Below are 13,073 nucleotides of genomic sequence, written 5' to 3' on the forward strand. Positions count from 1 at the left end.
CATGACGGCATCCACCCCTCTGCTGTCGCTCAAGGGCATCACCAAGGTCTTTCCCGGTGTGCGCGCCCTTGAGAACGTGCAGCTCGATCTCTGGCCCGGCAAAGTCACCGCGTTGATCGGTGAAAACGGCGCGGGGAAATCCACGCTGGTCAAAGTGATGACCGGTATTTACCAGCCTGAAGAGGGCGAAATTCTCTATAAAGCGATCCCGATTTCACTGCCTACGCCCGAATCGGCGCATAAAGTGGGGATCACCGCCATTCACCAGGAAACAGTGCTGTTCGACGAACTCTCGGTCACCGAAAACATCTTTGTCGGGCAGTATTTATATAAAGGGCTGTTGAAAAAACTCGACTGGCCCGCCATGCACCAGCAAGCGCAGGCGATCCTCACCCGGCTGGAAGTGCAAATTGACCCGCGCGCGACGCTGAAAACATTGAGTATCGCCCAGCGCCACATGGTGGCGATTGCCCGTGCGCTCTCCTTTGAAGCGCAGGTGGTGATTCTGGACGAACCGACAGCCGCGCTCTCGCAGCATGAAATTCTGGAGTTCTACCAAATCGTTGAGCGCCTGAAGCAGGAAGGCAAAGCGATCCTGTTTATCTCGCACAAGTTTGATGAAATTTTCGAGCTGGCGGATCACTACACCATTTTGCGCGACGGGGTGTATGTCGATTCCGGCGCCATCAATGACATCAGCGAAGAGCGAATGGTGGCGATGATGGTCGGGCGCGCCATTAACCAGAGCTGGCCGAAAGTGGCCTGCACACTCGGCGAAACCGTGCTTGAAGTGCGCGATTTATGCCATCCCACCGAATTTGCCCATATCAACTTTTCGCTGCGCAAAGGCGAGATCCTCGGCTTTTACGGCCTGGTCGGTGCCGGTCGCACGGAACTGATGCAGGCGCTTTCTGGCGTGTCGCGCCCCGCTTCGGGCGACATCATCCTTAACGGGCGAACGATGCATTTCCGCCAGCCTGCGGATGCCATCAACGCCGGGATTGTCTGTGTGCCGGAAGAGCGGCAAAAGCAGGGCGCGATTATCGAACTGTCGATTGCCCAGAACATCAGCCTGCCGCAGCTCAGCAAACTCAATAGCAACGGCGTGCTCAACGAGGCCAAAGAGTGGGCGCTGGCGGATGAGTACGCCCGGCGTTTGCAGGTGAAAGCCTTTAGCTGGAAACAGGCGGTAGAAACCCTCTCCGGCGGCAATCAGCAAAAAGTGGTGATCGGCAAATGGCTCGCCACCCATCCGGAAGTGATCATTCTTGATGAGCCAACGAAAGGCATCGATATCGGCTCCAAAGCCGCCGTACACCAGTTTATGTCTGAACTGGTGGCACAGGGGCTGGCGGTGATTATGGTCTCTTCCGAACTGCCGGAAGTGATGGGCATGGCCGATCGGGTGATCGTTATGCACGAAGGGCTAATGGTCGCCGAGTACCAGACCGGTGAAGCGACGGCGGAAACCATCGTCAGCGCCGCCAGCGGTGCCGGGAAGGAGGCAGCATAATGTGGCAACAACTGCTTAAACATCGCGAAGCGCTGCTCGGCGGCGTGATTGTGCTGCTGGTGCTGGCTATCGGCAGCCGTGTCCCTTCGTTTATCAGTCCCGGTAACCTGGTGGAGATGTTCAACGATACCGCCATTCTGATAATCCTCGCCCTCGGACAAATGATGGTGCTCCTGACCAAAGGTATCGACCTGTCGATGGCGGCCAACCTGGCGCTGACCGGCATGATTGTCGCGTTGATCAACTTCCATCACCCGGATGTGCCGGTCTGGTCGTTGCTGCTGCTGGCAACGGTGCTCGGGCTGGTGATGGGCATCATCAATGGTCTGCTGGTATGGAAACTCGGTATCCCGGCGATTGTCGTCACGCTTGGCACCATGAGTATTTATCGCGGGATGATCTTTTTGCTCTCCGGCGGCGGCTGGGTGAACTCGAACCAGATGGGCGCAGATTTTCTCGGCCTGCCGCGTGCCTCGGTGCTGGGTTTGCCAGTACTGAGCTGGTGCGCCATCGCCGTATTGCTGCTGGTGGGCTACTTCCTGCGTTATAGCCGCACCGGGCGAGCGCTCTATACCGCGGGCGGCAACGCCACGGCGGCGTATTACACCGGTATCAACGCCGGGAAGATGCAGTTTGTCAGCTTCTGCCTTTCTGGCGCACTGGCAGGTTTTTGCGGCTATTTGTGGATTTCACGTTTTGCCGTGGCCTATGTCGACGTGGCTAACGGGTTCGAACTGCAAGTGGTTGCCGCCTGTGTGATTGGCGGCATCAGCACCATGGGCGGCACCGGGCGCGTGCCCGGCTGTTTGTTCGGCGCACTGTTCCTTGGCGTTATCAATAACGCGTTGCCGGTAATTGGCATTTCGCCGTTCTGGCAGATGGCGATTTCCGGCACGGTGATCGTCATCGCGGTGCTGCTCAACGAGCGCGGTAACAAACGCAAAGGCCGCCTGATCCTGCGTGACACGGCGCTGGCGCGACAAAAACAGGCGGTGAAACCATGAGCAAAATATTGACTTCTGAGCCCGTGAAAAATACCCCTGCCGCGACACCACTCTTTAAGCGCTTGTTGTGCTGGGAAGGTTTTTTACTGGCGGTGACGCTGGCGGTGTTTGTGGTAAACGCCCTCGCGTCGCCCTATTTCCTCAATATCTGGAATCTTTCCGACGCGACTTTCAACTTCACCGAAAAAGCGATCATCGTGTTGCCGATGGCGATGCTGATCATTGCCCGCGAAATTGACCTTTCTGTCGCCGCCACCATCGCGCTCAGCTCCACGGCGATGGGGTTTTGCGCCCAGGCGGGTGTGGATACGCCGCTGCTGGTGTGCGTCGGCCTGGGCGTTGGGCTGCTGTGCGGGTTGTTCAACGGCATTCTGGTGACGCGCTTCAACCTCTCTTCGATTGTGATCACCATCGGCACCATGAGCCTGTATCGCGGTATTACCTACATTCTTCTCGGCGATCAGGCGCTTAACACCTGGCCTGCGAGCTTTGCGTGGTTTGGCCAGGGTTACGTGTGGGGCGCGCTGTCATTTGAGTTTGCTTTGTTCATCGTGCTGGCGCTGCTGTTCGCTTTTCTGCTGCACAAAACCAACTTTGGCCGCCGCACGTACGCCATCGGTAATAACCCGACCGGCGCCTGGTATTCCGGTATCAATGTGAAACGCCACAACCTGATCCTCTTCGCGCTGGTGGGGCTGATGGCAGGCCTGGCCTCGGTGCTGCTGACGTCGCGTTTGGGCAGCACACGCCCGACGATTGCGCTCGGCTGGGAGCTGTCGGTAGTGACGATGGCGGTGCTCGGCGGCGTCAATATTCTCGGCGGTTCCGGCAGCATGGTCGGCGTGATTATCGCCGCCTTCCTGATGGGGCTGGTGACCTTTGGCCTGAGCCTGCTCAATGTGCCGGGCATTGTGATGTCGATTATCGTCGGCGCGATGCTGATTGTGGTGATTTCGCTGCCAATCATTACCCGCCGCATGATGCAGCGCAGGCGTTTATGAATCCCTCCGGCGACAGGGCGTTTCGTCGCCGGTAAAAATCAAACAAAATAAAGGAGTGATGTATGAGCTTTATGTTAGCACTACCCAAAATCAGCCTGCACGGTGCGGGCGCTATCGGCGATATGGTCACTATGGTGGCGAACAAACAGTGGGGAAAAGCGCTGATTGTCACCGACGGGCAACTGGTCAAACTGGGTTTGCTGGACAGCCTGTTTGCCGCGCTGAAAGCGCATAACATGCCGTATCACCTGTTTGATGAGGTGTTCCCGAACCCAACGGAAGCGTTGGTGCAACAAGGCTATGCGGCGTTTCAAAACGCCGCCTGCGATTACATTATCGCTTTCGGCGGCGGCAGCCCGATCGATACCGCCAAAGGGGTGAAAATCCTCACCGCCAACCCCGGCCCGTCGACCGCCTATTCCGGCGTCGGCAAAGTGAAAAACCCCGGCGTACCGCTGGTCGCCATCAATACTACCGCCGGCACGGCGGCGGAGATGACCAGTAACGCGGTGATCATTGATTCCGCGCGTCAGGTGAAAGAAGTGATTATCGACCCGAACATTATTCCTGATATCGCCGTCGATGATGCCAGCGTGATGCTGGCGATCCCCGCTTCTGTTACCGCCGCAACCGGCATGGATGCGCTGACCCACGCCGTTGAAGCGTATGTCTCGGTGGGCGCGCACCCGTTGACCGACGCCAATGCGCTGGAAGCCATTCGCTTAATTAACCTGTGGCTGCCAAAGGCGGTTGATGACGGCCACAATCTTGAAGCGCGTGAGCAAATGGCGTACGGCCAGTACCTTGCCGGCATGGCTTTTAACAGCGCCGGTCTTGGTCTGGTGCATGCGTTAGCGCACCAGCCGGGCGCCACGCATAATCTGCCGCATGGCGTGTGCAATGCCATCCTGTTGCCAGTTATCGAAAACTTTAACCGCCCGAACGCCGTTGCCCGCTTTGCCCGCGTGGCACAGGCGATGGGCGTGAATACTCGCGGGATGAGCGATGAAGCCGCCAGCATGGAAGCCATCAATGCCATCCGCACCCTGAGCGCGCGTGTTGGTATTCCTTCTGGTTTCAGCAAACTCGGCGTCACTAAAGCCGATATCGAAGGCTGGCTGGATAAAGCGCTCGCTGATCCGTGTGCGCCGTGCAACCCGCGAACCGCCAGCCGGGACGAAGTGCGCGAGCTGTATCTGGAGGCATTATGATCCGCAAAGCCTTTGTGATGCAGGTAAATCCCGATGCGCACGAAGAGTATGAACGCCGCCACAACCCCATCTGGCCGGAGCTGGAAGCAGCGCTGAAAGCCGGTGGTGCGCACCATTACGCCATTTTTCTCGATAAACAGCGCAATCTGCTGTTCGCCACCGTTGAGATTGAATCGGAAGCACGCTGGAACGCCGTCGCGAAGACAGAGGTGTGCCAGCGCTGGTGGAAACATATGCGTGATGTGATGCCGGCCAACCCGGACAACAGCCCGGTCAGCGCGGAATTAAAAGAAGTGTTCTACCTGGAGTAAGCGGTTCCCCCCTTCGCAAAGAAGGGGGGGATTAACGGACGGGAAATGTCTGTTCGGCAACCAGGCCGCTGTCATTAATCAGTTTGGCCTGGATACGCAGCGGTAAAACCGTGGGCTGCAGAACTTTTGCAACCACGGTGTATCGCTTCTCACCGTAGGGCGCCACCATCATGTCCGGCTGCTGCTCCACAGCGTAGTTTTTTTCGCCGTAGCGTAACGATAATCCGCCAAATGAGAGATGCCACGGCGATGCGTTATGGCAGACGATCTCCATATTTTTGCCGCTGTTGACCACACTGAAACGGATTTTTTTCGCTATATCCACCGGCGCGCCAATTTTTTTTGGTCGCCAGAAGATTTTCATTTGCGTATTCATCGTCAGGATCACGCTGCGCGCGTCTGGCGCGGAAGCGGTTGATTTTGGCGGCATTTCGTACAGATTGAGCCAAAAGACCGACTCCCGATCCTGTGGCAGCGTTTGCTGGTTATACAGCAGCCGCAACCCCTGCATCCCTTTGGGTTCGAGTGAAAACAGCGTCGGAACCGCCACAAACGGCGCTTTAAAACGGGCTGGCGCATCGACATCCGCTTCGCCGTTATCGACCCAGGTTTGCACCATCACCGGCCAGTTGTTGGTGTTGACCAGCATCAGGCTTTGCTGGGTCTGCCCTTCGTTAAAAATCACCCGCGTCGAGGCGGCGATAAGCCCGGCGCGGGTGGAAAAGGCGGTCATCAACAAAGAGGTAAGCATCGCGAGGGCAAGGCGGGATCTCATTGGACTTTCACCAGCACTTCAGCACTGGCATCAACCTTACCCGCCGTGACCGTTTCGCCCGCGATACGGGTCAGATAAGCATTGAAATTAACCACATATTCGTTGATCGCGGTTGAACCGTTATTTGTCACTTGCGTCGCGCCATCACGCACCGCGTACCAGCCGCCGTTACCGCCGGGTTGGCAAGTTGCGGCCAGGCAGCGAGACCAGCCAATAAAATTACGCAGCACACCGTCATTGCTGTTGGCTATCTGAATACCGACTCCGCTGGCGTAACCCGGTTGACCATATTTTTCGGAAAGCAGATGGCTCACCCCGCCTGACGCATTCACCAGGTTGAGTTGCTGCGCCGTCAGGTAACTTTCATAGGGCACCTGTAGCCCCATCGCCGTCATCCCCTGCGTTTCACCGCTTGTCGACTGCCCTTCACAGAGGATATGCACGTTAAAGCTACTTTGAGCGGTTTGGCCATTGTTCAGATCGTTAATGGAAATGGTGGGGAAAAAGACCATCGGTGTGACGCTTTTCGCGACGCAGGTAGGTATCGATACCAGGTTGGCAGGATAGCCCGTGGAAATGCCCATATTGATGGCCATCCAGTTATCGTAAGACCAGCCAATAAAGGTATATGCGGAATCGCCGGAATCACAATAGGCATCCGGGCTGCCGGGTGAGCAGAAAGAGACATAACCGTTGGGTTGATTGCAGCTATAACTGCCAGATGTTAACTGCGACGCGCGGGCACAATAGTTAAATGGCGCTCCGGTAGTCGGCGTTGTCGAACTCACCCGAATCAGATCCGCGCGGATAGGGCTGAAATCTTTCACCCGAATGTAGATTTGGCTGCCATCCGGTGAAACCTGGTAATTCTTCATCGGGATACGCTGGTATTGGCGCGTAAATACCGTGCCCGAATTCATGTGTGTCAGACGTAACGCAACATGCTCAAACAACGTGCCGTAGAAGTCGGGGTAACCATCCGTTTTCCCCAAATCGAAAAAACCGCTGTTACGATCGTCGCCATTGGTGGCGATGATTTCAAAAATATTGTTTTTATCGGCGATATCGCAGACCCACAGCACGCTATCCGGGCCTTTGTAACGGGGGTTCTGCGAGAAGGTCACGATATTCGAACCCAGCGGGGAACCTATCGGTTGGATTTCGAGGCTGGAAACGTTGACGGTTCCCATCGCCAGGCTAAGGCCATAGTCATCTAACTCGGTACGAACGAAATCTGGCCCTTTTTTGCACAGCGCGCTCGCAGACAGGCTGGTTAATAAAACAATATTCAGCAAAATAATGCGTATAAGTGACATACAAAAACTCCGTCGATTAACGACATGGCAAGCTCATCAGAAGCAGAGGTTTGCGCGGCGGCGTAATACGCCATGAGATATGGCAGATTTCCTGGGCGTTATTTCCCCACTGAACGCGCAACGTTCCTTTGTCGTCACTCGAACGCAGGTAAATTTGATTGGCCTGGCCGACCATGCCGACGTAATTGCCGTAGCTGTCATAGACGGCGGAACCCATGGGGATCGGCGTATTATTCTGCGGCTGCGCGGTGATAAGCATGGCCTGGCCGCTGAGCGTGTTAAAACGAACCCGTACCGCCGCGCCCGCATAAGGTGCGACACGTTGCAGTGACGTTTGCAGTTCAACATCTTCGCTCATATTGCGGGGATCCAGACCGATGTTGTTGAACTGATAAGCCCCCAGCGACGGCGCAATCGCATAGCCAAAGGCGTCAATGCGCGCCCCTTGGCCACCAATCACTTCCGCACCTTTGGCGCCGGGTGCATCGACCAGTACAAAGCTGTCGCCCACCCAGTGACCGAGCGTTACGCCACCTTTATGCGCCACCAGGGCGCCCTGAAGCGAACCAGACGCTTGCCAGTAATTTTTCGAAGAGGACCATGAGAGACCAGCATTGGCATACGGGAAACTGCGCTGGAGCCCACCGCCCCAAACGGATTGTTCACCTTTGCTATCGGTCGAGTAATTCAGGTTGTAGTTCAGCGGGTTCTGCTCGCCATATACTCCGCTCAGCGTCGACTGATAGCCACCATCACGACTATTGCTACTGTTTGAGCGGTTCGCACTGGCCGACAAAATCGGAGCATAACGCGTACTGCCAAGCGGCACGGAAACAGAGAGCGACCACATGGTTTGTATGCGATCACGCAGGAAAATCGTATGGTCGTTACCGTTGTTTTGCCATGGCGTACTGTTCATGCCAGGCACGACGTTGTACGTCCTCGCCACCCCCAGATTCAGCGAGATGCCATGGTTGAAGGTTTTACTCCAGTTGAACTGAAGCTGTTTGTCGCGCTTTTTACCGTCACGGTAATCCTGTGATGACGCAGAGAGGGTGATATCCCCCAGCTCGCCAATGTGCTGACCAGCGGAAATCTCAATGCGGCTGCGTTGTTTCCAGCTCTGCGACTGCCATTTTTGCCCATGATTGCGCGCTTCACGCGAACCCAGGGCGTCGTAAAGTTCTGAATAACCTTCCGTTGAATACCGATAACCCGCCAGCGTAAATGAGGTGCCGGTACGCGGAATAAATTTGCTGTAGTTCGCGCGCAGCGTCCAACCGCTCTTGTTACCTTCGCTGCCCATGTTTGCGCGTGAAAACATACTGTTCAGGCCAAACGCTCCGGCCGCGCTGCTGTAAATAGCCCCCAATGAATAGCTCATATAACCCGCGGCGAGCTGATTACCGAGGTTGAGGGTGAGGGCGTTCGTCAGCCCCTGACGCCAGACCGCTTCGCTAAAGACATTGTTATCGCCAACGTCGCGCGCTCGCCCGACGGTGAAAACATAGTCGGAAGCGCCTGGACGCATAGATTCCGCCAGCGCGGAGAAAGGCACGCTAAAGGTGTTTTCACTGCCGTCAGCCTCGCTGACAACAACGGTTAAATCCCCGGCAAAATTGGTGGGATAGAGATCATTTATGGTGAACGGGCCGGGGGCAACGGTTGTTTCGTATAGCGTGGTTTTGCCTTGCAGGATGGTCACTTTGGCGTTGGTTTTGGCAATCCCACGCACGACCGGCGCATAGCCTCGTTGGGAATTAGGCAGCATTCGCGTATCCGATGAGATCTGGAAGCCGCGAAAACTCATGCCGGAGAAGAATTGCCCGTTGGTGTAGCCTTCGCCGATCAATACTTCGCTACGTAAAGGATAAATCGCGCGCTGGATATAACGGCGGCTGGTGCTCCAGCGGCTGCCGTTATATTTGCTGTAACTGAAGTTGGATTGCTGGCGATAACGCCATAGCCCCAAATTAATACCACCATTGAAACTCAGCCAGGTGGAATCCATGCCACCAGCGCTACCCTGCCGCGACTCAACATGGTACTGGTTAGCCATATAATTGAGAAATAGCATACTTTCCCCGGCGCTGAGACTTGCTTCGCTTACGCTGCCACGGGGAACCGATTTCAATAACGCCTGCGGCGCGGTGAAATCCATTCGCAATTGCGCCATGTCATCTTTACGGGTGATACCGTTCAATGCCTTATCGTCTGGCCAATAACATGATGGCGCAGCGTCGTCAGACAATGCGTTAAAACCCAACGTTGTTAATAAATCATGGGGCAGACACGGTTCGATTTTTTTACCGCGCCGGGAAAACTCAATCTCGCGGTGGGTAGTAAATTTCCCATTGAGATAAATATCAAGAGAGTGTCGACCGGGCGTAATTAAGTCATCCTTATTTAAGCGCTGAAGATCTTCATTAGATAATCCACTATTTCGTAGCAAGGATGAGTCAAAATAAAATTCATTATCTTTCGCTGATACTGTCAACGACACAACAGAAATAAACCCTATGAGAATACGAAAGCATGAGGAGCGCAGATGCATCAGTACCATCCGAGTTGAATAATGTTTTATATTTCCGGGCGGAAGATTTATTTAACTAAAGAATACGACTTGCTAAATACTCCACCATAATCATTTATTGCATTAATCGTTAATTTATCCGCACCACTCGTCGGGAGATTCCACTGCGTAATGGAGCGTGGCGCAATCATTCCTTTGAATTTTATTGGATGTTTCTTTTCCCGTTCTTCAGTAAAAGCGCTAATCACAGAAATATGGTAAGCACTCGTATTATTCACTTCGACAATTTGACCATGTAATGTCACTTTTACATTGTCCAGAGAATGGTTAGCATCTCCTGTAATACCGTCGGGGCGGTAAAAAATTTTTAGTCGGCTTTTTATCAGCATGGTTAAACTGTTCTGCCCACGTTCAGACGTTTTCTTTGCCGGATATTGTAAAAAATTCAACCAAAAAAGAGATTCCCGATCCTGAGGAAATTGTGCCCCGGTAAATTTCAGCCGTAATGTGTGCTCAGTAGCTGGATTAATACGGAAAATCGATGGCATCAAAAGAAACGGCGCGTCAGCCGTTTCTGGTGTCGACTGGGGATTATTTTTATCTGTCCAGACCTGCACCAGAACAGGCTCATTACCTGTATTAGTAAAAGCTAATGCCTTTTCTTTTATGTCAGCAGGATAAATAACGCGCGTCCCGACCATCGTCACACTGGCGCAAACATTTCCGACAATAAAAAATAATAATGCTGTCAGTGATATATATTTCGACATACTGATATAAGCCGCATAGAAGCGCTGCATAATGCAGCGCTTTAAGAAAGATTATTGATAAGTCACAGCAAATTGCGCTTGTGCTTCAACAGCGCCAGGCGTTGCCTGCCCGGTCGCGTAATAACGTGCTGCCAGGTCATAAGTTACGGTAGTGTTGGCTCCGCCGACAGATTGCGTCGCGGTTTGGGCTTTATTTCCCGTAAAGTCCAGCGCACTCGCCCCTTCCATCAGCTGAATCGCAACGTTTGTTGCCGGTGAAGTGCTCGCGGTATTTTTCAAATTCGTACCATCAATATCGTTGGCAACAAAAACAATACCGGCATTGGATGCTTGTGCGCCGCCACAGCCAGAAAGCGTCACGGTGAACGGCGTATCACCTGTTGTTGAACCGGAAGACGCTAATTGACTGTCACTGACGGTAGGTAAAAGTACAATCGGCGATGTACTACTACCATTAATATTAATATCACAGGTCTGTTCGCTAACTTCACCCATAAAACGCACGGTGTTATTTGATGTCGCTGCAAAAGCAGAACTGCTTAACGACAAAATAGCCGTCGCTGCAAACACATTTATCAACTTATTCATAAACTCGCCTCACTATTAATATTAACAACCCCAAAACACTTGATTGATATATATTCAATCAATTTAATATCGCGAGTAAATTACACTGGCTTAATATTGATGTAAAGGTATTAAGAGAGGGCGTTTAATGGAACTAATCTATAACATCAAAATAATAAATAACACTCAAACAACCATTCGTAAGAACTATAAAAAACAAATTAAAAACCTAATTAAAACAGCAAGATAGTTTAATATGGATTTAAGTAACTCGATGATTTAATTCATTAAAATCAGTGTTTAATCAGAATATTCACAAAGAAAAATAAAATGAAGAATCTTAAAAATATTAAAACATGTAAAGGGAACAATTAAATTGTCCCACTCTCTGTTATCTTTATCTGTTTTTATTATTGTTGGGTGGAATTAAAGCGGATTAATTTTGTTCAGCCACCAGAATGGCCTGTGTATCTGCTTCCAGCGCTTTAAAGATATGTTCCCTGTCCGCCGGATAACAAATGTAATCCCCTTCACCTAACTCTTCCGGTGCTTCCGTCAGCCCTACCAGCGCGCGCCCTTGTGTCACAATAATGTGCTCCACTGAACCTGTCGGGTGTGGATGCGAGATCCGATCGGCGCCAGGTTGCGTGAACAATAAATAGATATCGCGTCGTGCGCCGGGCGGGCAGGCGGCAAGCAATATCGCCTGGTAATTTGCCCCTTCGGCGGTCACTTTTGTGCCTTCGCCACGACGGATAATCTGCGTGGTTGGTTTCTGCGGTTCCAGCAGGCGAGCAAAGGGAATGTCCAGCGCGACGCAGAGCGCCCAAAGCGTTTCCAGACTAGGATTACCGTTACCCGCTTCCAGTTGTGAAAGCGTGGATTTGGCGATACCCGCCCGGCGGGCAATCTCCGCCAACGAAAGCCCGGTTCGCAGTCGCTCACGCACCAGACTTTTGGCAATGATGCTAATTGGCTGTGTCATAAACACCCCACTGTTCATTTAATCGAACGAATCGTTCTTGTTGAAAAACGATTCTGGTGTGTTCATTATAATGGATAAACGTTCGATATGGGTAAAGAGAGATGTTCACCAGACACTTCGCCTCGCTGAAAGGCGACACCGTAAAAGCTATCTTCCTGGTCTGCCTGGCAGTGGGCGTCGTCGGCGTCTCTTACGGATCGCTGGCCATGGCTTACGGCTTTCCTTTATGGGTGCCGCTGGCGCTCTCCACCCTGGTGCTGGCTGGCGCATCCGAGTTTATGTTTATCGGTATTGTCGCCAGCGGCGGCAATCCACTGGCTGCGGCTCTGGCGGGTCTGCTCGTTAACGCCCGCCATATCCCATTTGGCGTCACGGTGCGTGAACTGGTAGGTCAACGTGCGGCCAGTTTTCTTGGCTGCCACATCATGAACGATGAAAGCGTCGTGTTCGGCTTATCACAGCCCACCGCCGAGCAACGTAAAGCCGCTTACTGGCTGTGTGGTTTAGGGGTCGCGCTATTGTGGCCCGCTGGCGTACTGGTAGGTGCGGCGGTGGGTAAATTGCTGCCCGCGCCGGAAACCATCGGTCTGGATGCGGTTTTCCCGGCAATTTTGCTGGCGCTGGTGTTGCCGGCGCTGAAAAAGCGCACCACGCTGATTCGCGCCTCGAGCGGCGCGGTATTGTCGCTCGCCGCCGTTCCCTTTGCGCCAGTGGGATTACCGGTGCTGCTCTCTTTACTTGGCTTACTGACGAGGAAGAAATAATGGCCAGCGTTGCGCTCATTATCGGCGGTATCGCCATCCTTTCTATCGGCACCTATTTGATGCGCCTTGGTGGCGCAAAACTCGGCAGCCGGCTGGCGCTTTCCGAGCACTCGCAGGCACTGCTGTCGGATGCGGCAACCACCCTGCTTTTCGCGGTCGCGCTGGCATCGATGCTCTATGAAGGCGGGCATTTCGCTGGCATGGCGCGCGTACTGGGTGTGCTTTTCGCGTTGTTTCTCGCCTGGCGCAAAATGCCGCTGATTGTGGTGATCCTCTCCGCAGCGGTCGTCACCGCGCTGCTGCGCCTTGCCGGAATCGCATAA

13 protein-coding genes are annotated in these 13,073 nt (G+C 53.5%); 7 read left to right on the forward strand and 6 right to left on the reverse strand.

The window, feature by feature from the left end; all coding sequences use genetic code 11:
- Position 1 precedes the first annotated feature (1 nt).
- The 5 genes from C813_RS45640 to rhaM all read left to right on the forward strand — a co-directional run bounded on the left by C813_RS45640 (position 2) and on the right by rhaM (position 5,040).
- Positions 2 to 1,513 (forward strand): sugar ABC transporter ATP-binding protein, encoded by a 1,512-nt coding sequence (locus tag C813_RS45640; protein WP_017459667.1) that lies wholly within the window; start codon positions 2 to 4, stop codon positions 1,511 to 1,513.
- Entirely contained in the window at positions 1,513 to 2,517 is a 1,005-nt protein-coding gene (locus C813_RS45645) for an ABC transporter permease (protein WP_017459668.1), read from the forward strand. Before C813_RS45640 ends, C813_RS45645 begins: the two co-directional genes overlap by 1 nt.
- Complete coding sequence (locus C813_RS45650) at positions 2,514 to 3,518, forward strand: ABC transporter permease (protein WP_017459669.1); 1,005 nt, start codon at positions 2,514 to 2,516, stop codon at positions 3,516 to 3,518. Before C813_RS45645 ends, C813_RS45650 begins: the two co-directional genes overlap by 4 nt.
- 62 nt (positions 3,519 to 3,580) lie before the next feature.
- Positions 3,581 to 4,729 carry a lactaldehyde reductase gene (gene fucO, locus C813_RS45655; RefSeq protein WP_017459670.1) on the forward strand — a complete coding sequence of 383 codons (1,149 nt, stop codon included), beginning with the start codon at positions 3,581 to 3,583 and terminating at the stop codon, positions 4,727 to 4,729.
- The gene (gene rhaM, locus C813_RS45660; protein WP_017459671.1) at positions 4,726 to 5,040 is read left to right on the forward strand and encodes an L-rhamnose mutarotase; all 315 of its coding nucleotides are present in this window, start codon (positions 4,726 to 4,728) and stop codon (positions 5,038 to 5,040) included. Before fucO ends, rhaM begins: the two co-directional genes overlap by 4 nt.
- A 31-nt stretch (positions 5,041 to 5,071) precedes the next feature.
- Here the strand turns inward: rhaM and C813_RS45665 are convergent, their stop codons facing one another.
- From C813_RS45665 to C813_RS45690, 6 genes are all read right to left on the reverse strand, one after another.
- Positions 5,072 to 5,815, reverse strand: a complete 744-nt coding sequence (locus C813_RS45665; RefSeq protein WP_025263776.1) for a fimbrial biogenesis chaperone — start codon at positions 5,813 to 5,815, stop codon at positions 5,072 to 5,074.
- Positions 5,812 to 7,131, reverse strand: coding sequence for a fimbrial protein (locus tag C813_RS45670; protein WP_017459673.1), 1,320 nt, complete (start codon positions 7,129 to 7,131; stop codon positions 5,812 to 5,814). The genes C813_RS45665 and C813_RS45670 overlap by 4 nt, the downstream gene beginning before the upstream one ends.
- 16 nt (positions 7,132 to 7,147) lie before the next feature.
- On the reverse strand, positions 7,148 to 9,694 hold the full coding sequence (locus C813_RS45675) for a fimbria/pilus outer membrane usher protein (protein ID WP_017459674.1): 2,547 nt from the start codon (positions 9,692 to 9,694) through the stop codon (positions 7,148 to 7,150).
- Between the two features lie 38 nt (positions 9,695 to 9,732).
- Positions 9,733 to 10,464, reverse strand: coding sequence for a fimbrial biogenesis chaperone (locus C813_RS45680; RefSeq protein ID WP_017459675.1), 732 nt, complete (start codon positions 10,462 to 10,464; stop codon positions 9,733 to 9,735).
- A gap of 21 nt (positions 10,465 to 10,485) precedes the next feature.
- Positions 10,486 to 11,022, reverse strand: coding sequence for a fimbrial protein (locus C813_RS45685; RefSeq protein WP_017459676.1), 537 nt, complete (start codon positions 11,020 to 11,022; stop codon positions 10,486 to 10,488).
- A 415-nt stretch (positions 11,023 to 11,437) separates the two neighbouring features.
- Entirely contained in the window at positions 11,438 to 11,986 is a 549-nt protein-coding gene (locus C813_RS45690) for a helix-turn-helix domain-containing protein (protein ID WP_025263777.1), read from the reverse strand.
- Between the two features lie 101 nt (positions 11,987 to 12,087).
- On the opposite strand from C813_RS45690, the gene C813_RS45695 reads away from it, so the two are divergent.
- Positions 12,088 to 12,750, forward strand: a complete 663-nt coding sequence (locus C813_RS45695; protein ID WP_017459678.1) for an AzlC family ABC transporter permease — start codon at positions 12,088 to 12,090, stop codon at positions 12,748 to 12,750.
- Positions 12,750 to 13,073, forward strand: a complete 324-nt coding sequence (locus C813_RS45700; protein ID WP_017459679.1) for an AzlD domain-containing protein — start codon at positions 12,750 to 12,752, stop codon at positions 13,071 to 13,073. The genes C813_RS45695 and C813_RS45700 overlap by 1 nt, the downstream gene beginning before the upstream one ends.

Source organism: Kosakonia sacchari SP1 (assembly GCF_000300455.3).
Taxonomy (GTDB): Bacteria; Pseudomonadota; Gammaproteobacteria; order Enterobacterales; family Enterobacteriaceae; genus Kosakonia; species Kosakonia sacchari.

Coding starts and splice junctions, on each gene's coding strand:
- C813_RS45640 (WP_017459667.1), top strand. CDS start 2: ATGACGGCATCCACCCCTCTGCTGTCGCTCAAGGGCATCACCAAGGTC.
- C813_RS45645 (WP_017459668.1), top strand. CDS start 1,513: ATGTGGCAACAACTGCTTAAACATCGCGAAGCGCTGCTCGGCGGCGTG.
- C813_RS45650 (WP_017459669.1), top strand. CDS start 2,514: ATGAGCAAAATATTGACTTCTGAGCCCGTGAAAAATACCCCTGCCGCG.
- fucO (WP_017459670.1), top strand. CDS start 3,581: ATGAGCTTTATGTTAGCACTACCCAAAATCAGCCTGCACGGTGCGGGC.
- rhaM (WP_017459671.1), top strand. CDS start 4,726: ATGATCCGCAAAGCCTTTGTGATGCAGGTAAATCCCGATGCGCACGAA.
- C813_RS45665 (WP_025263776.1), bottom strand. CDS start 5,815: ATGAGATCCCGCCTTGCCCTCGCGATGCTTACCTCTTTGTTGATGACC.
- C813_RS45670 (WP_017459673.1), bottom strand. CDS start 7,131: ATGTCACTTATACGCATTATTTTGCTGAATATTGTTTTATTAACCAGC.
- C813_RS45675 (WP_017459674.1), bottom strand. CDS start 9,694: ATGGTACTGATGCATCTGCGCTCCTCATGCTTTCGTATTCTCATAGGG.
- C813_RS45680 (WP_017459675.1), bottom strand. CDS start 10,464: ATGCAGCGCTTCTATGCGGCTTATATCAGTATGTCGAAATATATATCA.
- C813_RS45685 (WP_017459676.1), bottom strand. CDS start 11,022: ATGAATAAGTTGATAAATGTGTTTGCAGCGACGGCTATTTTGTCGTTA.
- C813_RS45690 (WP_025263777.1), bottom strand. CDS start 11,986: ATGACACAGCCAATTAGCATCATTGCCAAAAGTCTGGTGCGTGAGCGA.
- C813_RS45695 (WP_017459678.1), top strand. CDS start 12,088: ATGTTCACCAGACACTTCGCCTCGCTGAAAGGCGACACCGTAAAAGCT.
- C813_RS45700 (WP_017459679.1), top strand. CDS start 12,750: ATGGCCAGCGTTGCGCTCATTATCGGCGGTATCGCCATCCTTTCTATC.